The organism is Pseudomonas sp. F2 (assembly GCF_057174385.1).
The window spans coordinates 2,191,629-2,218,204 of record NZ_CM169904.1; the positions used below are offsets into that span (position 1 = coordinate 2,191,629).

General features: G+C 58.8%; 20 protein-coding genes. 17 read left to right on the forward strand and 3 right to left on the reverse strand.

Translation table 11 applies throughout. The annotated features are described in order from the left end of the window. The first annotated feature begins 30 nt into the window (after positions 1-30). The 4 genes from AC193Q_RS09540 (at position 31) to AC193Q_RS09555 (ending at position 4,667) form a co-directional block, all read left to right on the forward strand. Positions 31-1,380, forward strand: a complete 1,350-nt coding sequence (locus AC193Q_RS09540; RefSeq protein WP_222018948.1) for an APC family permease — start codon at positions 31-33, stop codon at positions 1,378-1,380. 119 nt (positions 1,381-1,499) lie between these two features. Beyond that, entirely contained in the window at positions 1,500-2,516 is a 1,017-nt protein-coding gene (locus tag AC193Q_RS09545; protein WP_047293392.1) for an arginine N-succinyltransferase, read from the forward strand. A 61-nt stretch (positions 2,517-2,577) separates the two neighbouring features. Next, positions 2,578-3,612, forward strand: coding sequence for an arginine N-succinyltransferase (gene astA, locus AC193Q_RS09550; protein WP_041074151.1), 1,035 nt, complete (start codon positions 2,578-2,580; stop codon positions 3,610-3,612). 185 nt (positions 3,613-3,797) lie between these two features. Continuing rightward, complete coding sequence (locus AC193Q_RS09555) at positions 3,798-4,667, forward strand: isocitrate lyase/PEP mutase family protein (protein WP_007968750.1); 870 nt, start codon at positions 3,798-3,800, stop codon at positions 4,665-4,667. Positions 4,668-4,953: 286 nt separating this feature from the next. On the opposite strand, the gene AC193Q_RS09560 is transcribed toward AC193Q_RS09555, so the two are convergent. Then, positions 4,954-6,186 (reverse strand): M20/M25/M40 family metallo-hydrolase, encoded by a 1,233-nt coding sequence (locus tag AC193Q_RS09560; protein ID WP_483879451.1) that lies wholly within the window; start codon positions 6,184-6,186, stop codon positions 4,954-4,956. Positions 6,187-6,328: 142 nt separating this feature from the next. Further along, positions 6,329-7,402, reverse strand: coding sequence for a diguanylate cyclase (locus AC193Q_RS09565; protein ID WP_095668862.1), 1,074 nt, complete (start codon positions 7,400-7,402; stop codon positions 6,329-6,331). A 172-nt stretch (positions 7,403-7,574) separates the two neighbouring features. Between AC193Q_RS09565 and AC193Q_RS09570 the strand changes: the two genes are divergently transcribed. The 6 genes from AC193Q_RS09570 (at position 7,575) to hglS (ending at position 15,405) form a co-directional block, all read left to right on the forward strand. Next, entirely contained in the window at positions 7,575-9,026 is a 1,452-nt protein-coding gene (locus AC193Q_RS09570) for a flavin-containing monooxygenase (protein ID WP_483879452.1), read from the forward strand. A gap of 21 nt (positions 9,027-9,047) precedes the next feature. Next, complete coding sequence (locus AC193Q_RS09575; protein ID WP_047293385.1) at positions 9,048-9,974, forward strand: alpha/beta fold hydrolase; 927 nt, start codon at positions 9,048-9,050, stop codon at positions 9,972-9,974. 191 nt (positions 9,975-10,165) lie between these two features. Further along, the gene (glcD, locus tag AC193Q_RS09580) at positions 10,166-11,665 is read left to right on the forward strand and encodes a glycolate oxidase subunit GlcD (RefSeq protein WP_483879453.1); all 1,500 of its coding nucleotides are present in this window, start codon (positions 10,166-10,168) and stop codon (positions 11,663-11,665) included. Further along, positions 11,665-12,714, forward strand: coding sequence for a glycolate oxidase subunit GlcE (gene glcE, locus AC193Q_RS09585; RefSeq protein ID WP_483879454.1), 1,050 nt, complete (start codon positions 11,665-11,667; stop codon positions 12,712-12,714). The genes glcD and glcE overlap by 1 nt, the downstream gene beginning before the upstream one ends. Positions 12,715-12,716: 2 nt before the next feature. Further along, positions 12,717-13,937, forward strand: a complete 1,221-nt coding sequence (gene glcF / locus AC193Q_RS09590; protein WP_239777613.1) for a glycolate oxidase subunit GlcF — start codon at positions 12,717-12,719, stop codon at positions 13,935-13,937. An 88-nt stretch (positions 13,938-14,025) separates the two neighbouring features. After that, on the forward strand, positions 14,026-15,405 hold the full coding sequence (gene hglS, locus AC193Q_RS09595; protein WP_483879455.1) for a 2-oxoadipate dioxygenase/decarboxylase HglS: 1,380 nt from the start codon (positions 14,026-14,028) through the stop codon (positions 15,403-15,405). Positions 15,406-15,500: 95 nt separating this feature from the next. On the opposite strand, the gene AC193Q_RS09600 is transcribed toward hglS, so the two are convergent. Then, positions 15,501-16,178, reverse strand: coding sequence for a type 1 glutamine amidotransferase domain-containing protein (locus AC193Q_RS09600; RefSeq protein WP_483879456.1), 678 nt, complete (start codon positions 16,176-16,178; stop codon positions 15,501-15,503). Between the two features lie 406 nt (positions 16,179-16,584). Between AC193Q_RS09600 and AC193Q_RS09605 the strand changes: the two genes are divergently transcribed. The 7 genes from AC193Q_RS09605 (at position 16,585) to AC193Q_RS09635 (ending at position 26,388) form a co-directional block, all read left to right on the forward strand. After that, on the forward strand, positions 16,585-17,100 hold the full coding sequence (locus AC193Q_RS09605; protein ID WP_003226246.1) for an Hcp family type VI secretion system effector: 516 nt from the start codon (positions 16,585-16,587) through the stop codon (positions 17,098-17,100). A 131-nt stretch (positions 17,101-17,231) separates the two neighbouring features. Next, positions 17,232-19,274: a type VI secretion system Vgr family protein gene (locus AC193Q_RS09610; RefSeq protein WP_483879457.1), complete on the forward strand. Its 2,043-nt coding sequence runs from the start codon at positions 17,232-17,234 to the stop codon at positions 19,272-19,274. Then, positions 19,264-20,001 carry a DUF4123 domain-containing protein gene (locus tag AC193Q_RS09615; protein ID WP_483879458.1) on the forward strand — a complete coding sequence of 246 codons (738 nt, stop codon included), beginning with the start codon at positions 19,264-19,266 and terminating at the stop codon, positions 19,999-20,001. Before AC193Q_RS09610 ends, AC193Q_RS09615 begins: the two co-directional genes overlap by 11 nt. Then, positions 20,001-24,686 (forward strand): RHS repeat-associated core domain-containing protein, encoded by a 4,686-nt coding sequence (locus tag AC193Q_RS09620; protein ID WP_483879459.1) that lies wholly within the window; start codon positions 20,001-20,003, stop codon positions 24,684-24,686. The genes AC193Q_RS09615 and AC193Q_RS09620 overlap by 1 nt, the downstream gene beginning before the upstream one ends. A gap of 6 nt (positions 24,687-24,692) precedes the next feature. After that, complete coding sequence (locus tag AC193Q_RS09625; protein WP_183082853.1) at positions 24,693-24,980, forward strand: barstar family protein; 288 nt, start codon at positions 24,693-24,695, stop codon at positions 24,978-24,980. 325 nt (positions 24,981-25,305) lie between these two features. Beyond that, positions 25,306-25,776: a hypothetical protein gene (locus AC193Q_RS09630; protein ID WP_121186164.1), complete on the forward strand. Its 471-nt coding sequence runs from the start codon at positions 25,306-25,308 to the stop codon at positions 25,774-25,776. A 351-nt stretch (positions 25,777-26,127) separates the two neighbouring features. Next, entirely contained in the window at positions 26,128-26,388 is a 261-nt protein-coding gene (locus tag AC193Q_RS09635; protein ID WP_183082854.1) for an Imm50 family immunity protein, read from the forward strand. The last annotated feature ends 188 nt before the right edge of the window (positions 26,389-26,576 follow it).

Genomic DNA, 26,576 nt, shown 5'->3' on the forward strand with positions numbered 1-26,576 from the left:
GCCGGATAGGCTGACAAGGAGTTGCGCTTCATGGAAATAGAAGAGTTCGGCTACAAACAGGAGTTGAAACGTAGCCTGACACTGACCGATCTGGTGGTGTACGGAATGATCTTCATGATCCCCATCGCCCCGTTTGGCGTGTATGGCTACGTCAATGCCGAGGCGCCCGGGATGGTGCCGCTGGCCTACATCATCGGCATGGTGGCGATGCTGTTCACCGCGTTGAGCTATGGCAGCATGGCGCGGGCATTTCCGATTGCAGGTTCGGTCTACTCCTACGCGCAACGCGGCCTCAACCAACACGTCGGCTTTCTCGCCGGCTGGCTGATGCTGCTCGACTACCTGCTGATTCCGCCGCTGCTCTATGTCTACGCGGCGATGGCCCTGAACCATCTGTACCCGGACATTCCGAAAGTCGGCTTCATTCTGGCGTTCCTCGTCAGCGCGACGTTCGTCAACCTGCGCGGCATCACCTTCACCGCACGGATGAACATCATCTTCCTGCTGGCGCAATTGGTGGTGCTGGGGATTTTCCTGTTCTACGCCTGGAATGCCCTGCACAACGGCGGCGGCAACGGCGAGCTGACCCTGGCGCCGCTGTATCACCCGGAAACATTCAACTTCGCCCTGCTGATGCAGGCGGTGTCGATTGCGGTACTGTCGTTCCTTGGCTTCGATGCGATCTCGACGCTCGCCGAAGAAATCAAGGGCGACCCGGGCAAAAGCGTCGGTCGGGCAGCGCTGATCACACTGCTGGTGATGGGCGCGATTTTCGTCGTACAGACCTGGATCGCCACCGACCTCGCTGCCGGCATGGGCTTCAAGTCCGCCGACACTGCGTTCTATGAAATCGCCGAAATCGCGGCGGGCAGCTGGCTGGCAACGCTGACCGGTGTGGCGACTGCTCTGGCCTGGGGGGTTGCCGTGGCAATCACCTCGCAAGCCGCGGTGTCGCGCCTGCTGTTCGGCATGGCGCGTGACGGCAAGTTGCCGAAAGTGCTGGCCAAGGTGCACCCGAAGCACAACACCCCGTACCTGAGCATTTATCTGGTGGCGCTGCTGTCGCTGGTGATCTGCTACCTGTTCATCAATTCGGTCGACACCCTGACCTCGCTGGTCAACTTCGGTGCCCTCAGCGGTTTCATGCTGCTGCACCTGACAGTGATCAACTACTACTGGCGTCGGCAGAAGTCCGGCCAGGTCGTGCGCCATCTGATCTGCCCGGTGATCGGCTTCATCATCGTCGCCGCCATCATGTACAACATGGGCGTCGATGCGCAGAAACTCGGCCTGATCTGGATCGCGCTGGGTCTGGTGTACCTGTTCTTCCTGAACAAGCTCGGCGCCAGCAGCGCGCTGCCTGACCCGAGTAACGGCTGACAAGAAAAAGAGCGGCGTCTGACAACAAATCAGGCGACCGCCGCTTTAAAGCGTGGCAACCGACAGTGATAGTCAGGTTCGGTGCGGATCACCGGACCCTTTGATACAGGAGTGCATCCATGCTGGTCTTACGCCCAGTCGAGCCAACCGACCTGCCGCAATTGCAGCAACTGGCCCGCGACAGTCTGGTCGGCGTCACGTCGCTGCCGGACGACAGCGAACGCCTGCGTGAAAAAATCGCCGGTTCCTGCGCCTCGTTCGACCACGACATTCAGGCGCAAGGCCCGGAAAATTACTTCTTCGTGCTGGAAGACCTCGACACTCGGCGGCTGGTCGGCTGCTCGGAGATCCTCGCCACGGCCGGTTTCAACGAACCGTTCTACAGCCTGCGCAACCGCCACTTCACCAGCGCCTCGCGGGAATTGAACATCGAACACGGCGTGCCGGCGCTGTCGTTGTGTCACGACCTCAACGACCACACCCTGCTGCGCGGTTTTCACATCGACAATGCGCTGGTGCGCAGCGCTTTTTCCGAACTGCTGTCGCGGGCGCGGCTGCTGTTCATCGCCGCTCACGCATCCCGTTTCGCCGATGCGGTGATCACCGAAATCGTCGGCTACAGCGATGAGAATGGCCATTCACCGTTCTGGGATGCACTGGGCAAGCATTTCTTCGACCTGCCCTACGTTGAGGCCGAGCGCCTGTGCGGTCTGCAAAGCCGCACCTTTCTCGCCGAACTGATGCCGCAATACCCGATTTACGTGCCGATGCTGCCCCCGGAAGCACAGGCATGCATCGGCCGGATTCACCCGGACGGCCAGGAAGCGTTCGACATCCTTGAACGCGAAGGCTTTGAAACCAACAGCTATATCGACCTGTTCGACGCCGGCCCGACCCTGTATGCGCGCACCGCGAACATCCGTTCGATCGCCCGCAGCCAGACCGCCACCGTGCGCCAGCAAGCACAAATCGACGCTCGGGGACGCTATCTGGTGAGCAACGACGCCTTGCACGGTTTCCGGGCCATCGTCGCCGAACTGGATTACCAGCCCGATCAACCGCTGTCCCTTACGCCAGCCCTGTGCACGGCGCTGAAGGTCACCGATGGCAGCACGATCAGGCTGACAGCCCTGTGAACGGCGCCCGGTTGCACACCCAACGACAGTGCCCGAACAGGCGCGTACAAGGAGTTACCGCATGATCGTCCGTCCGGTCAAAGTCAGCGACCTGCCAGCGCTGATGACTCTGGTGCAGCAGGCCGGCCCCGGGTTCACCACCCTGCCGGCCAATGAAGACCGCCTCGCTCACCGGGTGCGCTGGGCGCAACGTGCGTTCGCCGAGCAGGTGGAACGGGCCGACGCCGACTACCTGTTCGTGCTCGAAGACGACGACCTGCGCGTGGTGGGTGTCAGCGCCCTGACCGGCGCGGTTGGCCTGCGCGAGCCGTGGTACAACTACCGCGTCGGGTTGACCGTGAGTTCGTCAGCGGATCTGGGCATTTCCCGACAGATACCCACGCTGTTTCTCAATAATGAGCTGACCGGCCAGTCGGAGCTGTGCTCGCTGTTTCTCAGCCACGACCATCGTCATGGCAGCAACGGCCGGCTGCTGTCGTTGGGGCGCCTGCTGTTCGTGGCCGAATTTCCGCAGTTGTTTGGCGAGAAGATGATCGCCGAACTGCGTGGCAGTGCCGATGAACGCGGTTGTTCGCCGTTCTGGGACAGCCTGGGCCGGCACTTTTTCCAGATGGACTTCAGCCACGCCGACCACTTGTCGGGTCTGGGCAACAAGTCGTTCATCGCCGAACTGATGCCGCGCCAGCCGTTGTACACCTGCATGCTGACCGAACAGGCACAAGCGGCCATCGGCCAGCCACACCCCAATACCGAGCCGGCGCTGAAGATCTTGCGCGAGGAAGGCTTTGTACATAAGGGCTACATCGACATCTTCGACGGTGGCCCGGTGATCGAAGCGCCGATCGGCAGCATTCGTACCGTGCGCGACAGCCAGGCGCTGACCTTGAGCCTCGGCACGCCGGACGATCAGGCCCCCTTGTGGCTGATCCATAACCGTCGCCTGGAGAACTGCCGCATCACCGTGGCCCCCGGTCGTCTGGTCGGCAATACCCTGGTGGTCGATCGCCTGACCGCCAAGCGCCTGCAACTGCAGCCGGGCAATTCGGTCCGCGCCGTGCTGCTGCCCAGGCAACAGCAACACGCAGTCGCGGCCTGAACAACTGTCCTGACACTGGAAATCCGCTGATTGCAGATGAAACCTTTCAGCCTTTGCATCCGTGATCAACGCCTCACTCGCAAATTCGTCATGAACCTTGACCCATTCGCGTGATAGCCTTTTCATTCTTCGGCGTTGACACCTTTGCTCAAGCCGTTCCATTCCTTTGTATTGGTGGAACTCGTATGACCAGGCTTTCCCATCAAGATTTGCGCCGTAACTTCCGTCAATTGCTGGCTTCCGACACCTGCTACCACACGGCTTCGGTGTTCGATCCGATGTCCGCGCGCATTGCCGCAGACCTGGGTTTTGAAGTGGGGATCCTCGGCGGCTCCGTCGCCTCTTTGCAGGTGCTGGGCGCTCCCGACTTTGCCTTGATCACCCTCAGCGAGTTCGCTGAGCAGGCCACCCGCATTGGCCGCGTCGCTCAGCTGCCCGTGATCGCCGACGCCGACCACGGCTACGGCAACGCCCTCAACGTGATGCGCACCATCGTTGAGCTGGAACGCGCCGGCGTCGCCGCACTGACCATCGAAGACACACTGCTGCCGGCACAATTCGGCCGTAAATCCACCGACCTGATCTCGGTTGCCGAAGGCGTCGGCAAGATCCGTGCAGCGCTGGAAGCCCGGGTCGATTCGGAAATGGCGATCATCGCCCGCACCAACGCCGGTATTCTGCCGAACCAGGAAATCATCAGCCGCACCAAGCAATACCAGGCCGCCGGTGCCGACGGCATCTGCATGGTCGGCGTGCAGGACTTCGATCAGCTAGAACAGATTGCCGAACACTTGACCGTGCCACTGATGCTGGTCACCTACGGCAACCCGGCGCTGCGCGACGACAAGCGTCTGGCCGAACTCGGTGTGCGCGTAACCATCGACGGTCACGGCGCGTACTTCGCGGCGATCAAGGCCACCTACGACAGCCTGCGTGAGCAACGACAGATCTTTACCCAGGCTTCGGACCTGAGTGCCACCGAACTGACGCACACCTACACCCAGCCAGAGGACTACATTCTCTGGGCGAAGGAATACATGAGCGTCAAGGAGTGATGTGATGACCGGGCTGACGCTATCGCTGGCAAGCCAGCTCCCAAAGGTTATTTGGCCGACATGGATTTGTGGGCATCACCAACGTCCGTGGGAGCTGGCCTGCCAGTAAAAGCAGTGGATCAGGCTATATGGATGTTGATTGTGCTCACGCCATCGCGAGCAGGCTCGCTCCCACATTTGATCGGTGTCGAACACAGATACTGCGTCCACTGAAGTTCTACTGTGGGAGCTGGCTTGCCAGCGATGGGGCCGGTCGCCTCAGCACTGAACAATGTTCAGACTGTGACTATTTGGCCAATTCCATGATCATCCGCGACAACAGATAAATCCGCGGCGCCACGCTCGCCACTTCAGCGTACTCCTCCGGCGTATGAATATTGCCGCCGACAATCCCGAAACCGTCCAGCGTCGGTGTGCCCACGCCGGCTGACAGGCTGGCATCCGCCGCACCACCACTGCCCTCTTCGGTCAGCTTGCGGCCGATCTCGCCGTAAATCCCTTGGGCCATCGCCATCAAGCGATCCGACTCCGCCGTTTGCGGCATCGGCGGCAAGCCGCGTTTGAGGCTGGTGGTGACTTCGGTTTCCGCGATCAGCTTGTCCTGCGAGACCCGCGCCAGGTCTTTTTCGATCCGGTCGAATTCTTCCGGCACGGCCGCGCGCACGTCAGCCTTGGCGGTGGCGTGATCGGGAATCACGTTGGTGCGATCACCGGCCTGGAGCACAGTGAAGTTGATCGTGGTTTTCTTCGTTTCGTCGCCGAGTTTGCCCAGTTGCAGAATCTGGTGCGCCGCTTCCATCGCTGCGTTGCGTCCCAACTCCGGCGCGACGCCCGCATGCGCAGCCTTGCCCTTGACCTCGACCAGCGCCGTTGCGCTGCCTTTGCGCCACACCACCAGACCATCGGCCGGACGCCCCGGTTCGAGGTTGAGCGTCACGTCGTGGGCCTTGGCGGTTTTCTTGATCAGGTCGGTGGCGACGTCCGAGCCGGTTTCTTCGCTGGCATCGAGCAGGAAGGTGATTTGCGCGTAATCCTTGAAGTCGAGGTTCTTCAGGATCTTCAGCGCATAGATCCCGGCGACGATGCCACCCTTGTCGTCCATCACCCCCGGCCCGTAGGCGCGGCCGTCCTTGATATGGAACGGGCGCTCGGCGGCGGAGCCTTCCTTGAACACCGTGTCCATGTGCGCCATCAAGAGGATTTTCGCCTTGCCGGTGCCTTTGAAAGTGGCCAGCACGTGGTTGGTTTTTTCCGGGGTGTTGGGCACCAGCTCGATGGTGGCGCCGAGTTTTTTCAGCTCGTCGATGGCGATCTCGCTGACATGTTTGAGGCCCGGTTCATAGCCGGAACCGGAGTCGATGTTGACCAGCCGCTCCAGCAGTTTCAGGGCTTCAGGCTGATACTGCTCGGCATCGGCCAGCACTTGCTTGTGCGGTTCGGCGAAGGCACCGGCAGCGCTGAAGGCGAGAGACAGGCCGAGGCTGGCGGCCAGCAGGGAGCGGGGAAATGAGAACGTCATGAATCGATCCTTGTTTCGCGTCGGGGGATTCAAACCGTACCTGACATCAACGCAAGGCTCTATAGCGGATGCGACACCGGAGCCGCCGACACCGAACACTTCCACGAGCGAGCCGGCTCGCACAGGTGAATGTGGTGAGCAGTCAGACCGAATCGAGCAGTTCCTGTTTCGGCAGGTCGTCACTGTTGCAGATCACTCGATTGCGCCCGGTTGCCTTGGCCTCGTACAGCGCCTGATCCGCATCATTGAGCCAACGGGTCGCGTCGCCATGCGCCGGATCATAAGCCGCCAGACCGATGCTCAGGCTGACCTTGAGCGCCGGGTTCTGCTCGTAACCCAGGGTGGCGAAACGTTCGCGCAAGGCTTCCATGGCCTGCGCCGCATTGAACAGCGGCAGGTCGGGCAGAATCACGCAGAACTCATCGCCGCCGTAGCGACCGGCGATATCCGCAGCGCGCAGGTTCTGCTTGAGCATTTTGCTCAACTGGCGCAGGACGATGTCACCCGCCACATGCCCATACGTGTCATTGATCGACTTGAAGTGGTCGATATCGATCAACGCAATCGCCGCGCCCTGTTGCTGTCGACGGCAACGTTGAAACGCGATGTCCAGTTGATCCTTCCAGGCGCCGTGGTTGAGCAGGCCGGTCAGGCTGTCGGTGCGACTCAGGGCCAGCAGTTCACGCTTGTGCAGGCCCAGCGTATAGGCCTGGCGAAAGCAGATCCAGCCCAGCGCCAACGGGTACAGCATCAGCAATGGCAGGCAGGCATACAGCTGTAAAGGTGAGGTGGGCGGGATGAATGCCGGAGCGAACACCACCAGGCCGACGCCGATTCCAAGGACCTGCGCCGCCAGGCCCGCCGCGAGAAAACGCACGCCACCGATGGCGACGTTATTCATCGCCATCATCGAAACGGTGGTGGCACTGGGCAACGGATTGAACTGCATGGCGGCGACCCAGAAGCCGCCCATAAACGCGTCGATCAACAGATTGCGGTGTTCAGCATGGTAGGGAACGCTGGAGCGACGGGCCCATTGAAACGCCAGATGCGGCCAGACCAGGCCATTGAACAGCATCAGTGCCCAGACCCACGGCGACGGGTCAAGCGGGTACATCGCCACGCTCACGCACAACAACCCCAGCACCAGGCCGAGGGTTCGCGATGTATAAAGCCTCCTGGCCAGTGAAAGTCCCTTTCCCCCCTTGTTTCGCATAAGGGCCTCGACCACTCAACGGAACCTGCGCACACCGTCAGACCGATGTGCTGGGAGTCTATCAGCCAGCCGCTAAATAGCCATCACCGCCCAGCCGCCCGCTCCCACTCGGCGAATTTTTAGCTATACCTGAAAGGATGAAAACGGTGAAACGACTATAAGAAGGAGACCCATGCGGACCTACCAGGTGTTGATCATCGGCAGCGGATTTGGCGGCCAATGTGCGGCGGTCAATTTGCTCAAGGCCGGCATTGACGATTTTCGCCTGCTGGAACGAAGGACGTTCTTCGGCGGCACCTGGTGCCAGAACACCTATCCCGGCGCAGCGGTGGATGTGCCCTCACCGCTGTACTCGCTGTCCTTCGCGCCGTACCGCTGGACGCAGATGTTTGCCGCCCAGCCTGAACTGCACCGATACACCGAACATGTCATCGAACGCTTCGGCCTGCGCGAACGCGTGGAACTGCAAACCAACGTCGAACGCATCGAATGGGATGACGCCGCCAGGCAGTGGGCGGTGCACACCAACAAGGGGATGTTCTGCGCGCAGTTCGTGATCAACGCCTCCGGACCGTTGAGCCAACCGGTGATCCCACCCTTCCCCGGCCAGGATCGCTTTCAGGGCAAGACTTTTCATACAAACAATTGGGATCACAGCTACGACTACCGCGGTAAACGCGTGGCCATCGTCGGCAGCGGCGCCAGTGCCGCGCAGGTCATTCCGGCGATTGCCCCCGAGGTCGCACAACTGCATGTATTCCAGCGCACACCACATTGGGTGCTGCCGCGCGCCGATCGCCGGTTCGGGCCTTTGCAGCGCTGGCTGCTGGGAGTGAAACCGGCCTACAAGCTGCTGCGCTGGCTGCTTTACTGGCAATTCGAAACGCGGGTCATCGCCTTCAAATATTCGAAACCGGCGATTCACCTGGTCCAGCGCCAGGCCCTGCGTTTTCTCAAGCAACAGGTACCGGACCCGCTGTTGCGCGAAAAACTCACCCCGGACTTCACCATCGGCTGCAAGCGCATCCTGCTTTCCAGCACCTATTACCCGGCGCTGACCCGACCCAACGTCACCCTGCACAGCCGCGAGCAAGGCATCGCCGAAGTCGATGAAACCGGCATCGTTACCCAGGATGGCCAGCACATCGAGGTCGATCTGATCGTGTGGTCAACCGGCTACGACGCCACCGACGGCGTGGTCTCTTATCCGGTGACCGGCAAGCACGGCGTGCAACTCAAGGACGTCTGGGCGCAGTACCCGCGCGCCTACCTGGGCACCAGCCTGCCGGACTTTCCCAACCTGTTTATCGTCACCGGGCCCAACACCGGCATCGGGCATACCTCGGCGCTGTTCATCATCGAGGCGCAGATGAACTACATCCTCGACTGTATCCACACCCTGCAGGCAAAAGGATTGCGCAGCATCGAAGTGCGCCCCGACGCGGAACGTACCTACACTGCAATGATCCACCGTGAGATGGAGCGCACGGTATGGAAGTCCGGCGGCTGTCACAGTTGGTATCAAAGCAAGAGCGGTCATGTGATCGCGATATTTCCGGGCTTCAGTTTCAGCTACTACCGGTTGACCCGGGCGCTGAAACCGGCTGACCACATTCTGTCCTGAACACGTAAAAGGAAGACGTCGATGCTTGTGCTGTTTGTCGCTCTCGCGGTTTTCGTGGCCTGGAGCTGGTTGAGTTATCCGGCGATCGGCCATTGGCTGTATGACCTGAGCACGGCGCTCGAGGCCAGGATGTACAAGTTGCACAAGATCGAAGTGCCGATTGCCGAAATGACGGTCTCGACCTGGCAAGGTGGGCCTTATGAAGCCGCCAGCGCGATCCTGATGCTGCACGGCTACAGCGCCGAGAAAAATCTGTGGCTGCGCTTCGCCAGGCACTTTGTCCGCCAGTACCGGGTGATCATTCCGGACATCGCCGGCCACGGTGAAACCGGCTTCAAGGCCGGTGGCGGCTATGACATTGCGCTGCAGGCCAAGCGCATGATCCAGCTGCTCGACGTGTGCGGTGTGGAGAAAGTCCACGTGATCGGCAACTCGATGGGCGGCTACATCGCAGCGTGGCTGGCGGCAACCTACCCGGACCGGATTGCCTCACTGGCACTGATCGACCCGGCCGGCGTCACCGCACCGCAGGCCAGCGACATGGAACGCCATCTGGCCCGTGGGCATAACCCGTTCCTGATCAACTCCCGGGAAGAATTCCGCCAGTTTTATGCGATGACCATGGCCTCGCCACCGTGGGTACCCGGGCTGGTGCTGGACGCCATCGCCCAACGTTACCAACGCCAGCGTGATGAGCTGGAAGAGATCTTCCGCGACTTTCGCGCCAGCCCGCCGATGGAACCGAAACTGGCCGAGATCAAATGCCCGGCGCTACTGCTGTGGGGGCGCAAGGACCGCTTGATCGACGTCAGCAGCGTGCCGGTGTGGAGCAAGGGCATCGCCAATCTGCGGGTCGAAGTGTGGGACGGTGTCGGGCACATGCCGATGGTCGAACAACCGGGGAATACTGCGCGGTTGTATCGAGAGTTTCTGGGCAGTCAGCGATGAATCCCACAACTATCCTTGTAGTGAGGGGATTTATTGTGGTGAGGGGATTCATCCCCGATGGGTTGCAGAGCAGCCCGGTTCCAGCACCAAGCTGAATCAGACACACCGCATGTTCTGGGTTGGGCTGCTGCGCAGCCAGTCGGGGATAAATCTCCTTACCACAGGTAATCCCGTCCGCCAATGGAATTGGAATGAACATTCTCTACGACGAACGCCTCGACGGCTCGCTACCGGAAGTGAACAAGGCTGAGCTGCTGAAAACCCTGCAGCACGCCCTCCCGGATCTCGACCTTCTGTGGCGCGAAGACGAACTCAAGCCGTACGAATGCGATGGCCTGTCGGCCTATCGCACCACGCCGATGCTGGTGGCGCTGCCCCGGCGACTCGATCAGGTACAAACCCTGCTCAGACTCTGCCATCAACACCACGTGCCGGTGGTGGCCCGTGGCGCCGGCACCGGGTTGTCGGGCGGCGCGCTGCCGCTGGAAAGCGGCCTGTTGCTGGTGATGGCGCGGTTCAACAACATCCTGCACATCGACCCGGCGGCTCGCACCGCACGGGTTCAACCCGGGGTGCGCAACCTGGCGATATCCCAGGCGGCGGCGCCGTTCGGCCTGTATTACGCGCCGGATCCGTCGTCGCAGATTGCCTGTTCGATCGGCGGCAACGTCGCGGAAAATGCCGGTGGCGTGCATTGCCTCAAGTACGGTCTGACCGTACACAACCTGCTGAAGATCGAAGTGCTGACCATCGAAGGCGAACGCCTGACGCTGGGCAGCGAGGCCCTCGATGCGCCGGGCTTCGATTTGCTGGCGCTGTTCACCGGCTCCGAAGGTTTGCTCGGGATCATCACCGAAGTCACGGTCAAACTGCTGCCCAGACCGCAGGTCGCCAAGGTGCTGCTGGGCAGCTTCGATTCGGTGGAAAAGGCTGGCCGCGCGGTGGCCGACATTATCGCTGCGGGGATTATTCCCGGTGGCCTGGAGATGATGGACAACCTGGCGATCCGCGCCGCCGAAGACTTCATTCACGCCGGTTACCCGGTCGCTGCCGAAGCGATTCTGCTGTGCGAACTCGATGGTGTCGAAGCCGATGTCCACGACGATTGCCTGCGGGTGCGCGAGGTCATGCTGCAGGCTGGCGCCAGCGAGGTGCGTCAGGCCCGCGATGAAGCCGAGCGCGTGCGCTTCTGGGCCGGACGCAAAAACGCCTTTCCGGCGATCGGCCGCTTGTCCCCGGACTACTACTGCATGGACGGCACCATCCCGCGTCGCGAATTGCCCGGCGTGCTGCAAGGCATCGCGCGCCTCGGCGCCGAATACGGCTTGCGCGTGGCCAATGTGTTCCATGCCGGTGACGGCAACATGCACCCGCTGATCCTGTTCGACGCCAACCAGCCCGGTGAACTGCAGCGCGCGGAGGCGTTAGGCGGGAAAATTCTCGAATTGTGCGTGCACGTCGGCGGCAGCATCACGGGTGAACACGGCGTCGGCCGCGAGAAAATCAATCAGATGTGTGCGCAATTCAACAGCGCAGAGCTGACCCTGTTCCACGCCGTCAAAACCGCGTTCGACCCGCAAGGCCTGCTCAACCCCGGCAAGAACATCCCGACCCTGCACCGTTGCGCGGAATTCGGTGCGATGCACATTCATGCCGGACAATTGCCATTCCCCGAACTGGAGCGCTTCTGATGGCTGACGTCGACGCCAGCGGCGCCCTGCTGGATCAGGTCAATCAGGCCCGGGCCAACGCCACGCCGCTGAAAATCCAGGGTGGCAACAGCAAGGCGTTTCTGGGGCGCGAGGTGGCCGGCGAAGTGCTCGACACCCGCGCGCACTGCGGCATCGTGCGCTATGAACCGACCGAGCTGGTGGTCAGCGTGCGCGCCGGTACGCCGCTGCGCGAGTTGCTCGCGGCGCTCGACGCTGCCGGGCAGATGCTGCCGTGCGAACCACCGGCCTTCGGTGACAGTGCCACCGTCGGCGGGATGATCGCCAGCGGACTGTCCGGGCCACGGCGGCCATGGTCAGGTTCGGTGCGCGACTTCGTCCTCGGTACCCGGGTCATCACAGGCCTTGGCGAGCACCTGCGGTTCGGTGGCGAGGTAATGAAAAACGTTGCCGGCTACGACCTGTCGCGCTTGTTGACTGGCAGTTTCGGCTGTCTCGGCGTGCTCACCGAGGTCTCGCTGAAAGTCCTGCCGAAACCGCGTCAATGCCTGAGCATCCGCCTCGATATCGACTGCACCCGAGCGCTGACCAGGCTGGCCGAATGGGGCCAGCAACCGTTGCCGATCAGCGGCGCCTGCCATGACGGGCAAAGCCTGTACCTGCGCCTGGAGGGCGGCGAAGGCTCGGTGACCGCCGCGCATCAACGACTCGGCGGCGAGCCGCTGGACTCGGTGTTCTGGCGCGACTTGAACGAGCAACGCCTGAGCTTTTTCGACGAAGGCCTGCCGCTGTGGCGCCTGTCGCTGCCGAACAATCTCGGGCCGCAAGGCTTGCCCGGCCAGCAGTTGATCGACTGGGCCGGCGCGCAACGCTGGCTGAAGTCCGATCACGAGCACGTTCAGATTCTCGCCCGGGAACTCGGTGGCCATGCCACCTGTTTCACCCATGGCGCCAGCGACACACCGTTCCAGCCGCTGCCGCGCACGTTGATGCGTTATCACCGGCAACTCAAGGCGCAACTCGATCCGCAAGGACTGTTCAACCCCGGCCGGATGTACGCGGAGTTCTAGCCATGCAGACCACCCTCAGCGAACAATCCCGACAACTGCCGCGTGCGGCCGAGGCGGAAAAGATTCTGCGCACCTGCGTGCATTGCGGTTTTTGCAACGCCACCTGCCCGACCTATCAGTTGCTCGGTGATGAGCTCGATGGGCCACGCGGACGCATCTATCTGATCAAGCAAGTGCTCGAAGGGGCGCCGGCCACCGAGCAGACGCAGTTGCATCTGGATCGCTGCCTGTCCTGCCGTAATTGCGAAACCACCTGCCCCTCTGGTGTTGACTATCACAACCTGTTGGATATCGGTCGGGCGGTGGTCGATCAGGCCGTGCCCCGCCCTGCCGCCCAGCGCTTGTTGCGCGAGGGCTTGCGTGCACTGGCGCCGAATCCGGGCGTATTCAAGGGACTGCTGCGGGTAGGCACGACGTTCCGGCCGCTGTTACCGCGCATCCTCGAAAGCAAATTGCCGCAACGCGCCCCAGTGCCCGGCTCACGCCCCGCCCCACGCCATGCGCGGCGGGTGTTGCTGCTCGAAGGCTGCGTGCAACCAGGCCTGTCGCCGAACACCAATGATGCGACGGCGCGGGTGCTCGATCGACTAGGGATCAGCGTCACGCCGGTGGCCGAGGCCGGTTGCTGCGGCGCGCTGGACTATCACCTCGACGCCCAGGCCAAAGGCCTCGACCGCGCGCGGCAAAACATCGACGCGTGGTGGCCACAGCTGGAAAACGGCGCGGAAGCCATCGTGCAGACGGCCAGCGGTTGCGGCGCGTTCATCAAGGATTACGGGCATCTGCTGGCGCAGGATCCGCGCTACGCCGACAAGGCGCGGCAGATCAGTGAGCGAACGCTGGATCTGGTGCAACTGCTCGCTCAGGAACCTCTGGAGCAAGTGTGCGCCGCCCGCCAGCGGCGGATCGCCGTGCATTGCCCCTGCACACTGCAACATGCGCTGAAACTCGGCGGCGCAGTCGAAGCGCTGCTGACCCGCCTCGGGTTCAATCTCACACCCGTGCCGGACGGTCACCTGTGTTGCGGTTCGGCCGGCACTTATTCGCTGACGCAGCCGACCCTCGCCCGGCAATTGCGCGACAACCGCCTCAATGCGCTGGAAAGCGGGCGCCCGGAGCTGATCGTCACGTCCAACGTCGGCTGCCAGAATCATCTGGCCGGCGCCGGACGTACGCAGATTTTGCACTGGATCGAACTGGTGGATCAGTCGTTGGCAGAATGAAGTTCGTAGGATTCTTCGTTTGCCGCCGTCGGCGAAGGCTGCGATCTTTTCCTCCATCCTTTACGTGACCGTGGCAGGAATTTTTTTCATGACCGTGCAGCCTTTCGTCAGCCCCGACCTGATCCGCCAACGCTTTTCCAAAGCGATGTCCGACATGTACCGCGAAGAAGTGCCGTTGTACGGCGCGCTGATGGAATTGGTGGAACAGACCAACCGTGAAGTGCTGGCCGCTCAGCCAGACCTCGCACGGCAGCTCGACAGCACCGGTGAAATCGGGCGCCTGGACATGGAGCGCCACGGCGCGATCCGCGTTGGCACAGCCAAAGAACTGGCGACCCTAGCGCGTTTGTTCGCGGTGATGGGCATGCAACCGGTGGGCTACTACGACCTGACCCCGGCGGGTGTGCCGGTGCACTCCACGGCGTTTCGCGCGGTGCATGAAGCGGCGCTGCAGGTCAGTCCGTTTCGGGTGTTCACCTCATTACTGCGCCTTGAGTTGATCGAGGATCCCGAACTGCGGGCGTTTGCCGAATCGGTGCTGAATCAGCGTTCGATCTTCACCCCTGCGGCATTGCATCTGATCGAGCGGGCGGAGTCCGTCGGCGGGCTGAATGAGGATGAAGCCAGGGAATTCGTCCTGCAGGCACTGGAAACCTTTCGCTGGCATCACAGCGCCACCGTCACCGCTGCGCAGTACCAGACCCTCAGCGCCCAGCACCGTCTGATCGCCGATGTGGTGGCGTTCAAAGGCCCGCACATCAATCACCTGACCCCACGCACCCTGGACATCGATATCGTCCAGGCGCAGATGCCGGTGCACGGCATCACCCCGAAAGCGGTGATCGAAGGCCCGCCACGCCGCAAGTGCCCGATCCTGTTGCGCCAGACCAGTTTCAAGGCGCTGGACGAGCCGATCGCCTTCACCGATCAGCACGAGACTCGCGGTAGCCACAGCGCGCGTTTCGGTGAAATCGAACAACGCGGTGCGGCGCTGACGCCCAAAGGCCGAGCGCTGTATGACCGCTTGCTGAATGCCGCGCGCGATGAACTGGGCGATTTCCCTAACGAAGGTAACGCCGCACGTTACAACACGCTGATGACCGAGCACTTTGGCGAATTTCCGGACAGCGTCGACGGCATGCGTGAACAGGAGCTGGCGTATTTTCGCTATTTCCCCACGGAAAAAGGCTTGGCAGCGGGTAGCCTCACGTCGACGTCGCTGGAGGATTTGCTCCGCGAAGGCCATGTGAAAGCTGAACCGTTGGTGTACGAAGATTTTCTGCCAGTGAGTGCGGCGGGGATTTTTCAGTCGAACCTTGGGGATGCTGCGCAGACACACTATGGCGAACACTCGAACCGCCAGGCGTTCGAACAGGCGCTGGGGCGTGCAACCATTGATGAATTGGGGTTGTATGCCGAGACACAGCGGCGTTCGATTGAGGAGTGTCTGGCAGCGCTTTCGCGCTGAAAGATCAAAAGATCGCAGCCTGCGGCAGCTCCTACAGATGGAATGTGTTTCCCCCTGTAGGAGCTGCCGCAGGCTGCGATCTTTTGCTTTTGCTATTAGCGCAACCGTGACAACAACGCGAAAGCCGTCTCCTCCGACGACGCCGGATTCTGCCCCGTCAGCAACAATCCATCTTCACGGGTGTAGCTCGACCAGTCCGCGCCCTTGGAGAAAATCCCGCCCTTGGCCTTGAGCTCATCCTCTACCAGAAACGGCACCACGTCCGTCAGTCCTACCGCCTCTTCTTCGCTGTTGGTGAAGCCTGTCACCTGCTTACCGTTAACCAGGGGCTGACCGTCGGCGCCTTTGACATATCGCAGCACACCGGGCGCATGACACACCGCCGCCACGGGTTTGCCACTGTTGTAAAACGCTTCGATCAGCGCAATCGAATGGCGGTCTTCAGCCAGGTCCCACAACGGGCCGTGGCCGCCGGGATAGAACACGGCATCGAAATCCGCAGCCTTTACCGTGTCCAGCTTGACTGTCGACGACAATGCCGACTGGGCGGCAGAATCCTTGCGAAAGCGCTCGGTTGCGGCGGTCTGCGCATCGGGCTCGTCACTTTTCGGGTCCAGCGGTGGCTGGCCGCCCTTGGGCGAGGCCAGCGTCAGTTGCGCGCCGGCATCCTTGAACACGTAATACGGCGCGGCGAATTCTTCCAGCCAGAAGCCGGTTTTCTTGCCGGTATCACCCAGTTGATCGTGGGACGTTAAAACCATCAGGATTTTCATGTCGTTCTCACTCGCGGTGGGGAATGTTCAGACGCCTGCGGCGCAGTCGTGAGTGATTGACCGTCGCGCTGGGTGGATCGTTTCAAACGCTCGACGCTGGCACTTGGCCTTACTGCGCAACTTCTTGCGCACTTGTCCGGCAAAAAACGTGACTTGTCGCGCTACAGCCCTTGATCGGAGAGGCTTACAGCCAAGTGCGCAACTTCTTGCGCAGTACTGCGCAAGAAGTTGCGCACTTTCCATCTCGATTCAATAAAAACATCGGCAAAACCGCAGGCTACAGCCGCTTCACCCCCGGCTGCCGGGGCCTTCGACAAACCTGGCACGCTCCTTGATAACAGTCAGGCACCCACCGGGCGATTTCGCCTCCCGGGCACCCTAAATTTATCCGCAAGGAGAGCACCCCATGGCAACACCAGCGTACATGTCGGTTACCGGCGAAAAACAAGGCCTGATCACTGCCGGCGCTTTCACCGCCGACTCCGTTGGCAACACCTACCAGGAAGGCCACGAAGACCAGGTCATGGTTCAGGCTTTCAGCCACGACGTGATCATCCCGCGTGACCCACAATCCGGTCAGCCAACCGGTCAGCGCGTTCACAAGCCAGTGATCATCACCAAGGTCTACGACAAGGCTTCGCCTCTACTGCAAGCCGCTCTGACCTCCGGCGAGCGCATGAGCGAAATCGTTATCCAGTGGTACCGTACTTCGGCTCAAGGTACTCAAGAGCACTACTACACCACCAAACTGGAAGACGCGATCATCGTCGCCATCAACAACAAAATGCACAACTGCCAGGATCCAGGCAACTCGCACTTCACCCACCTGGAAGAAGTGCAGTTCACCTACCGCAAAATCACCTGGACCCACGAAGTATCCGGTACTTCGGGTTCCGATGACTGGCGTGCTCCAGTCGTTTAATTACGGCTGATCGTTACAAGCATCGACCAGCCCTGCTGGTCGATGTTGTTTACGCCCCTCCAGAATTTCGCGTGCGTTGAACCGCCTGGCGGTAGTCGACGAACGCCGCTGTACAGCACGAGGAACAAGGGATGTTCGCGCCGGCCAATGAAACCCACTTTGCCCTGACCATCGAAGGGCTCTCCGCCGATTTTCAGGTATTCACCCTGACCGGCCGGGAAGCCATCAGCCAGCCTTTTGTGTTCGAGGTGGAGCTGGTCAGTGAGCAGCCGTCGCTGGACCTCGAAACCCTGCTGCACAAACCGGCTTTCCTGCAGCTGTCGCCCGATGGCAGCGGCATTCACGGCCAGATCTATCGCGCCGCGCAAGGCGATTCCGGCAAGCGCCTGACCCGTTATTCGGTGACCCTGCGCCCGCAATTGTCGTACCTGGCCCATCGCGTCAATCAACGCATCTTCCAGAACCTCACGGTGCCGAAAATCATCGGCATGGTTCTCGAAGAACACGGCATCCAGAGCAACGCCTACGAATTCAAGACCGGTTCGATCTATCCCGAGCGCATCTACTGCGTGCAATACGATGAATCGGACCTGCACTTCATCCAGCGCCTGTGCGAGGAAGAAGGTATCCACTACCACTTCCAGCACAGCGCCACGGCGCACAAGCTGGTGTTCGGCGATGACCAGACGGTGTTCCCGAAACTCCAGCCTGTGGCCTACCAGCAAGACTCCGGCATGGTCGCCAGCAATCCGGTGATCAAACGTTTCGACCTGCGCCTGGAAACCCGCACCAGCCGCACCACGCGCCGCGATTACGACTTCGAAAAACCGCGCCTGACGCTGGAAAGCGAAAACCGCGGCGACGCCCTGCCCGACCTCGAAGACTACGACTACCCGGGCCGGTTCATCGACCGCGAGCGCGGCAAACACCTGGCCAAACGCGCCCTCGAACGCCATCGCAGCGACTTTCAGCTCGCCGAAGGCAAGAGTGATCAGCCGTTGCTGGTCAGCGGCCATTTCCTCGCCCTGACCGAGCACCCGAAAGCCAAGTGGAATGACCTGTGGCTGCTGACCGAAGTGCTGCACGAAGGCAAACAGCCGCAAGTGCTCGAAGAGTCGGTGACCAGCGACACCACCGCGCTGAAAGACGATTTCCACCAGGGCTATCGCAACCGCTTCCAGGCGACCCCGTGGGACGTGCCGAACCGCCCGCCCCTACGCCACCCGAAACCGCGCATCCTCGGCAGCCAGAGCGCCGTGGTCACCGGCCCCAAAGGTGAAGAGATTCACTGCGACGAGTACGGCCGGGTCAAAGTCCAGTTCCACTGGGACCGCGAAGGCCAGGCCGACGACAAGACCAGTTGCTGGCTGCGCGTCTCCAGCGCCTGGGCCGGCGCCCAATACGGCGGCATCGCCATCCCGCGCATCGGCATGGAAGTGCTGGTCACCTTCCTTGAAGGCGACCCCGATCAACCGCTGATCAGCGGCTGCCTGTACCACAAGGAAAACACCGTCCCCTACCCGCTGCCAGCGAACAAGACCCGCAGCACCTTCAAGACCCTGAGCTCGATGGGCGGCGGCGGTTACAACGAACTGCGCATCGAAGACAAAAAAGGTCAGGAGCAGATCTTCCTCCACGCCCAGCGCGACTGGGACGAGAACATCGAGCACGACCAGAAGATCCGCGTCGGCAACGAACGCCACGACACTGTCGAGCAGAACAGCTACACAGAATTCAAGGCCGAAGAACACCACACCGTCTACGAAGACCGCAAAGTCGAAGCCCGCGCCAACGACCACCTGACCGTGGGCGTCAACCAGCACATCAAGATCGGCACCGGCCAGTTCATTGATGCAGGCCAGGAAATTCACCTGAGCAGCGGCATGAAAGTGGTGATGGAAGCCGGCGCAGAACTGACCCTGGTCGGCGGCAGCAGCTTCATCAAGATCGACGCCGGCGGCGTGACCCTGAGCGGCCCAACGATCAACATCAACTCCGGCGGCAGCCCCGGCAGCGGCACCGGCGCCGCCCCGCTGATGCCCGGCGTGCTGAAACAGGCCGACGCCGACAAAGCCGGCCAGGTCCTGACCCCGGCCCAGATCAACACCCTCAAATGCAACGCGCCGTTCTGCGAAGAATGCGAAAAATGCAAGGCAGGTGCCTGTGCCATCTGATCAACTGACACCCAAGGACTGGCTGGCACAACAGCCGCTGCAAAATGACGAGCGCCTGTACCTGATCGTCAGCGCAGCGAGCGATGCCGACGCACTGAAAACCCTGTACCTGACCGAACCCACCGCCCAACTCCTGCCAATCTGGGGCGATACGCCCTACTCCACCTGGCAACCGGTGATGCCCTACGTCACCGAACTCAAACCGAACTCGGCATTCCTGCCCTGGATCGCCGAAACCGACGCCCTCGACTGGGGCTGGCTGGCCATCTCACGCGCCGAACCGAACGAGGTGTTCGAGCACCTGCGCAGCCTCACACAGGTGAAAATGCCGGACGGGACTGAGGTGTTTTTCCGCTTTTGGGATGGGCGGCATATCTACCCGATTCTGAAGGGGCTTGGGGAGAAGGCTGGGGAAGTAATGCCGGTGTTTGAGCGGTATCTGATTAACGGGAAGACGCTGGAGGTTGGGACGCGGGTATTGCCGAAGGTGAAGGATTGGCCGTGGTGGGAGGTGCCGAAGGAGTTGCTGGATGGCTTAGCCAAGGAGAACCCGACGACACTGATCAGCAACCTGATGCAGTGGCTGGAAGAAGACCGCCCGGATGTTTACAACGCTTGGCCTGAGAACAACCTGAAGCTGAAAGTCAGCCGTTTCGTGCGCCGCCCGGATGCGCCGAAAAACCTTAAAGAAGCACTGTTAAACCACCTGATTCTGGAGCAAGGCTGATGATCGCAAAGGAACGCATTGCCTTCGTTGACAACCAACTGAAGAACTTCAAAAACAGCCTGACGATTTACCAGAAGCAAACCCATTCCTGGTATGCAAGTCTGGCTGATGAAGTCAGCCATAAAACCAATAAACCCTCCCTGTTGGGAATGGAGCGAATTCTCAAAGCAGGCGGATCATCGACTGCGGTAAGCATGACTGATGACAATTTCAGTGTTGTGGCTCAATGCCCATTGAAAGGTCCTTTGCTAATCGAGAGCAAGTTCGAATCGCTTTACGACATTCCTCTGGGCGATATCGAAGTTGAGGTCGTTGCAGTGGATGGCGGCGCTATCCACAAAGTCAAACTCGATGCTAAAGGTAAAGGTAGTTGGTCAGGTGGTGTGCCGGGAAAAAATTACATCATCCGCGTTCACAACGAAGTGACACCTGCGCAGATCGATACGCTGTTCGACTCATACAAGGGACTTAACAGCGAACTCGAAGGTTTTCTGCGCAACAAATGGACGGGGCCTGGGGGATATCGGCAGCAATGGTCGAGCCTTTCTCTTTCAGGTACGGTCATGGCCGTCGGTAGCGGCATCCTTGACGGTGGATGGGAGGCAATTAAAGGCGTTTGGGATGGAATCAAACTTGTCCTCGATATCCTTCAGGATCCTGGCAAATTTGGAAAAAAATTAGGCGAAGGTGCGCAAGAGCTAATTGATGTAGCAAAAACCGCCCCTGATGTCATGAAAAAAGCCATGCTTTTAGCCAGTGACGAAGCAGCGCTTTTTCTCATGATGCACACTGCAATTATCTGGCTGGCCAGCTTGCCACCGATGAAAACCGCAGGCGATGCCGCAAAGATGACTACAGCGGCTGTCGTGGGTATTGCCATCGACATCGTCATTTCCATCGTTTTGACAGTGGCAGCCGAAGGCACGGGGCTGATTTATCTCGTCGCACGAATCAAGAAATACGGAGAAATCGTCCTTAAAGCCGTTGTTAATTTTGTTAAGTCAATCTTTGAAATTATTAAAGGCTTCATGGCATACGTTACCAAGTATGTTCAAGTGGCCGCGCGCGGTATTGGAAGGCAAGTTAAACAAGGCGTAGTGCAAGTTCGATTCGATGGTAAGACAAACGCTCGCCTAGGTACTGGGGCGCACGGGGACGATGCTTCGAGACAAGCCACGACGCCCGCCAACAAAAGCGCGGAGCCCGTGTCTTGCACACGAGTCGACAAATGCCCGGTTTCGATGGTTACCGGTGAAGAGTTGCTGACGCTGACCGATGGTCAACTGGATGGTCTGCTGCCGTTTGAGTGGACCCGCCTGTACAGAACCAGTGCAGTGGAAATCGATTGTGGCCTGGGTTATGGCTGGAGCCATGCGCTGGCGCATCGCCTCGAGATCAGTGACGACGAAGTCATCTGGACCGACCACGAAAACCGCGCAACGCCCTTCCCTCTCCCAACAGAAAAACGTCCAGCAATCACCAACACTCTCTCACGAGCCGCCATTTTTCTCGGTGACGATCCCGCCGAACTGGTTCTGGCACAGGCAGGCAAACGCCCATCGTTCTACCACTTCCGCTTCAACAGCAAAGGCGCCACCCTGATCGCCATCAGCGACAGCTATGGCAATCGGCTGCACGTCACGCGCGATATCCACGGTCGAATCAAGCGCCTCGATAACGGTGCCGGTCGCGCCCTGCTGCTGCGCTATGACCGCAAACACATTATCGCTGTGGACTATCAACAGTTCCTGCCGGCGGACAACCTGGAAGATACCTGGAACACCGTTCAAACGCTGGTGACGTACAGCTATGACGCACAGCACCGTCTGATCGAAGCGAAGAACGCGGCCGGCGAAGCCGAGCGCTATCGCTACAACGATCAGCACGTGATTCTGGAGCGCCAACTGGCAGGCGGCGCGGCCTTCTATTGGGAGTGGGAGAACGAAGGCAAACTGTCTCGCTGCATCCGTCACTGGGCCAACTTCTCGCAGATGGAAGCGCACTACGCCTGGGACGATAAAGGCAGCGTAACGGTAACCAACGCCGACGGCAGCGAAGAGGTCTACACCCACGACGACCAGGCGCGACTGATCAGCAAGGTCGACCCGGACGGCGCCGAACATCTGAAGGCCTACAACGACAAAGGTCAGTTGATCGCGGAAAAGGATCCTTTGGGTGCCGTCACCGAATACCGGTACGACGACAACGGACTGATGACTGCCGTCATCCCGCCGGAAGACGAAGCGACCACGTATGAATACATCAATGGTTTCGTCAGCGATGTTCATCGCGGCAAAGCCAGCTGGAAGTACCAACGCAACCCTCAGGGCGACATCACCCAGCAAATCGACCCGAACGGCAATGCCACGCTATACAGCTACGACGCCCAAGGTCGCTTGCTGGAGATCCGCCACCCCGACGGCAGCCGCCATCAACTCGGCTGGAACAACCTCGGGCAGTTACTGGAAGAACGCCTGCCGGACGGCGGTCAGCGCAAGTATCGCTACGACGCACTGGGTCGGCAGATCACCCGTCAGGAAGAATCCGGCGCCATCACCCACTACCAATGGGATGCGGCCAACCGCCTGGCACAAGTCACGCTGCCGGGCGGCGCAACACGTGCCTTCACCTACAACGCCTATGGCAACGTCACCGCCGAACGCGACGAACTCGGTCGCGTTACGCGATATGAGTATGCGGACAACCTGCACCTGGTCAGCCGCCGCATCAATCCGGACGCCAGCCAACTGCGCTACCGCTACGACAACTCGCGTCTGTTGCTCACCGACATCGAAAACGAGCGCGGCGAACATTACCATCTCGATTACTACTCGAACGGCCTGATCCAACAGGAAACCGGCTTCGACGGTCGCCGCACGGCCTACGAATACGACCTCAACGGCCAGTTGCTGAAGAAAACCGAATTCGGTGATGACGGCAGCGAACTCGTTACCGAGTATCAACGCGACGCCGCTGGCCGTCTGCTGGTAAAAACCCTCGCCGATGGCGAGGAGATTCACTACAGCTACGACGCCCTCGGTCGCCTCGTAAACGTCAACGACGGCCACTGGCCGCTCGCCTACAAGTACGACCTGCAAGACCGCCTCATCGAGGAACACCAAGGCTGGGGCACCCTGCGCTACGAGTACGACAGCGTCGGCCAGCTGAGCCATTGTCGCCTACCCGATGGCAGCACACTCGACTACCGTCACCTGTCCGGCGGACGCCTGAGCAGCATCGACCTCAACGGCTCCCGCCTGACCAGCCACCAGTTCAGCGCCGGTCGTGAACAACAGCGCCAGCAAGGCCTGCTGCTCAGCCAATACCAGTACGACGAACAGGGTCGCCTGCAAGCGCACACAGTCGGCCAGCGAGACAAGAACCTGTTCCAGCGTCGCTACAACTACGACGCCAATGGCAACCTCGCCGGCATCGACGATAGCCGCAAAGGCAATCGCAGCTATCACTACGATCCGCTCGACCGGCTCATCAGCGTACGCGGCGCTACACCGGAGAGCTTCGCCCACGACCCGGCGGGTAACCTGCTGGGTCAGAACAACGAAGGCACGGCCAACCTCGCCAACGTCAAAGGCAACCGTCTGCTGATGCAAGGCGACCGCCATTACGACTACGATGCCTACGGCAACCTGATCCGCGAACGCCGTGGTACCGGCCAGAAACTCGTCACCGAATACCGCTACGACTGCCAGCATCGCCTAATCGGCGTCAGCCTGCCGGGTGGCAGCACCGCGTTCTACAAATACGATGCCTTCGGTCGTCGTATCGAAAAAACTGTCGATGGTCAGACCACCGAGTTCTTGTGGCAAGGCGAACGGCTGATCGCCGAAAGCGCAGACAATCGCTATCGCAGCTACATTTACGAGCCGGGCAGCTTCCGTCCACTGGCGATGCTTGATGGCGAAGGCCCGCGCAAAGCCACGCCGTTTTACTACCAACTCGACCACCTCGGCACACCGCAGGAACTCACCGACTACAGTGGCGAGATCATGTGGTCCGCGAAGTACCGCGCCTACGGCAACCTCGCCGCGCTGGACGTCAGCGAGATCGATAATCCGCTGCGCTTCCAGGGTCAGTATTTCGACGCCGAGACGGGGTTACATTACAACCGGCACCGCTACTACAATCCGGGCACTGGGCGGTTTTTGACGCCGGATCCGATCAAGCTGGCGGGTGGGTTGAATAGCTACCAGTACGTGCCTAACCCTACGGGGTGGGTGGATCCGTTGGGGTTAGCAAGTAAAGAGTGTGATGAGCCAGAAGCCTATGACAACTCAGCTCATAACGCCGCCAAATACGAAGCCATGAAACGTGACCTTAGAACGACTGAGGCCGCCAACCCCTTAGTCGAAAGTTTGCGAGCCACTGGTGATCTTCCCCCAAACTACGTTACTAAAGCTCAGGCAACACAAAGCGGATGGAAAAAAGGTAAAGCAGTCAACAATAGCGTTCCTGGTGGGCAGCTAGGCGGGGATGTTTTCTATAATGATACAAACGTACTTCCATCAGCCCCTGGCCGAACCTGGTATGAAGCTGACGTCGGACTCAACAATACGATGTCTCGAAGCAATCAGCCTGGAACCAGATTGCTCTACTCAGATGACGGACTACTTTACATCACTAGCGATCACTACGAAACTGTCACCCCTATTGGAAAGTGGAAGTAAATCAACATGATAATTGAGCTTGATGGATTATCCATCACATCCGAGCAAGAATTCCATAAGCGAATAGCATCTGCTTTTTCCGTCACCCAATATTATGGAAACAACCTCAATGCTCTTTGGGACCTGCTCAGCACCGACGTAGAACGTCCAGTTGAATTAATTTGGACGAACTCAAAACATTCAGAAGAACGAATGGGTGATGCATATAAAAAAATCTTAACCATTCTTGACCGAGTAAAAAGCCAAGATGAAAGCTTTGGACTAGATGAGAAATTCACCTACCAACTGAAATAGAGAAAGCAAACCATGAAAAAAATTGGCAGCTTTGTCTTTTATCGCTGAAAAACAAACTGCCTTTTTTCCGATTAATGGCGAACAACAAAGGACAACCTGATCCACTCATTTAGCATGACTAAATACAGCGGCACGTTTTGGCGTCGAGGGCACCTGCAACAAAGGCGACAGATTTATTATTAGGGCAAAAGGGGACGGATTTATTTTCCAGCCTGCCCTTTCTAATCAATAGAGATTGAAAGGCTCCTCTTTGCCAGCCCTCTTTTCAGAAAATACATCCGCCCCTTTTTTCATTGAAAAACTTCGATGACTGGGAAAAGCTTCAATGAAGACCACTTTTGAAACTGCATTAGATCTTCACGAAATTTCTGAATTCTTTAAAGGAAATGGACAATATTTTGCTCGAGGCTCAGACTGGGGAGACCATCTTTTTATTAGCAACTGGCAGGAAATGTGCAGCATTTTAAAGAACCAGAAAGCCGCACAAAACTTACTTACATCGATATTTGAAGATTATGCAAAATATTTAAAAGAAGATTATTCAGATGCCGAAGGATTATTCTCCAATATAAGCGCCTACTACACACTCAAAAACAAAATAGCCTTTTTATCGAGCAATAGTTACGACCTAATCGAAAGTCTTGACGAGAGAAGCAAGAAAAACATAGGAAAACTATTTCGTCTGCTTAGGCAGCAATATGATTTAAAAAACAAGGATCTGTCAAAGTACACATTTGATGAGGAAATTAAACGATTAAGACTCAAGGGATGCACTCTTAGTCTTGAACAGCTTTGAGAAACCTGCAGATCACGACTTCGGCATAGCTGAGGATAGATATTTAAAACAATTCAAAATCTAAAATTCTTCTATTTCCATAAATACCGCATTAAATTAGTGGGTTAAGGGGACAGATTTATTTACCGGTTCGCTTTCCGATTTAAAAGGGATTAAAAATCGATCCGTCGCCCTCTTACCACTTCAATCAACGACCAATTAAAAACTCTAGAACAGGCAAAGCACCTGGTAAAGCCCACTACATATTTCGAGCAATTTAGAATGTGGACATCATCAATATCGAACAAAAAACAGTGAACGTCTATTTTCGGAGAAACATATTCCCCCTCAAGCATGCGTACGTCATACGTAATGCTGGACGGAAACTCTATATGCATAAAATTATCCAGCAAAATAGAGCAAGCAGCCCCTAAAAAGTGGCTGACAAAGAATTACAACGAGTATGAGTTTCAGCTCTACATAGTAGACATAGAAAATTTTAATGTAGAGAACTTCAACTTCAGCGGCACCACCACCTTAACAATCGAGGAAAAATCCTCAGACTGCAAAGTCACAATTAAATTTGAAAATAACTGTATAACCACATGCCAAGCAAAAAAAATATTAGTATAGCCAATATTAAGGCATACAATAATGACGGCGCAGTGTAGCGCAATGCGCTCACTGACACTTTTATAGACAGTAGTGCATTCAGGCACTACCGACGATGTCGGGAAAAGATCACAGTTTCTTATTACATAGATGTGATTATCTTACAACCTAAACGCTTTCATAAATCTGGCTCGTGAGCTTCTTGGCTC

Coding starts and splice junctions, on each gene's coding strand:
- AC193Q_RS09540 (WP_222018948.1), top strand. CDS start 31: ATGGAAATAGAAGAGTTCGGCTACAAACAGGAGTTGAAACGTAGCCTG.
- AC193Q_RS09545 (WP_047293392.1), top strand. CDS start 1,500: ATGCTGGTCTTACGCCCAGTCGAGCCAACCGACCTGCCGCAATTGCAG.
- astA (WP_041074151.1), top strand. CDS start 2,578: ATGATCGTCCGTCCGGTCAAAGTCAGCGACCTGCCAGCGCTGATGACT.
- AC193Q_RS09555 (WP_007968750.1), top strand. CDS start 3,798: ATGACCAGGCTTTCCCATCAAGATTTGCGCCGTAACTTCCGTCAATTG.
- AC193Q_RS09560 (WP_483879451.1), bottom strand. CDS start 6,186: ATGACGTTCTCATTTCCCCGCTCCCTGCTGGCCGCCAGCCTCGGCCTG.
- AC193Q_RS09565 (WP_095668862.1), bottom strand. CDS start 7,402: ATGCGAAACAAGGGGGGAAAGGGACTTTCACTGGCCAGGAGGCTTTAT.
- AC193Q_RS09570 (WP_483879452.1), top strand. CDS start 7,575: ATGCGGACCTACCAGGTGTTGATCATCGGCAGCGGATTTGGCGGCCAA.
- AC193Q_RS09575 (WP_047293385.1), top strand. CDS start 9,048: ATGCTTGTGCTGTTTGTCGCTCTCGCGGTTTTCGTGGCCTGGAGCTGG.
- glcD (WP_483879453.1), top strand. CDS start 10,166: ATGAACATTCTCTACGACGAACGCCTCGACGGCTCGCTACCGGAAGTG.
- glcE (WP_483879454.1), top strand. CDS start 11,665: ATGGCTGACGTCGACGCCAGCGGCGCCCTGCTGGATCAGGTCAATCAG.
- glcF (WP_239777613.1), top strand. CDS start 12,717: ATGCAGACCACCCTCAGCGAACAATCCCGACAACTGCCGCGTGCGGCC.
- hglS (WP_483879455.1), top strand. CDS start 14,026: ATGACCGTGCAGCCTTTCGTCAGCCCCGACCTGATCCGCCAACGCTTT.
- AC193Q_RS09600 (WP_483879456.1), bottom strand. CDS start 16,178: ATGAAAATCCTGATGGTTTTAACGTCCCACGATCAACTGGGTGATACC.
- AC193Q_RS09605 (WP_003226246.1), top strand. CDS start 16,585: ATGGCAACACCAGCGTACATGTCGGTTACCGGCGAAAAACAAGGCCTG.
- AC193Q_RS09610 (WP_483879457.1), top strand. CDS start 17,232: ATGTTCGCGCCGGCCAATGAAACCCACTTTGCCCTGACCATCGAAGGG.
- AC193Q_RS09620 (WP_483879459.1), top strand. CDS start 20,001: ATGATCGCAAAGGAACGCATTGCCTTCGTTGACAACCAACTGAAGAAC.
- AC193Q_RS09625 (WP_183082853.1), top strand. CDS start 24,693: ATGATAATTGAGCTTGATGGATTATCCATCACATCCGAGCAAGAATTC.
- AC193Q_RS09630 (WP_121186164.1), top strand. CDS start 25,306: ATGAAGACCACTTTTGAAACTGCATTAGATCTTCACGAAATTTCTGAA.
- AC193Q_RS09635 (WP_183082854.1), top strand. CDS start 26,128: ATGCTGGACGGAAACTCTATATGCATAAAATTATCCAGCAAAATAGAG.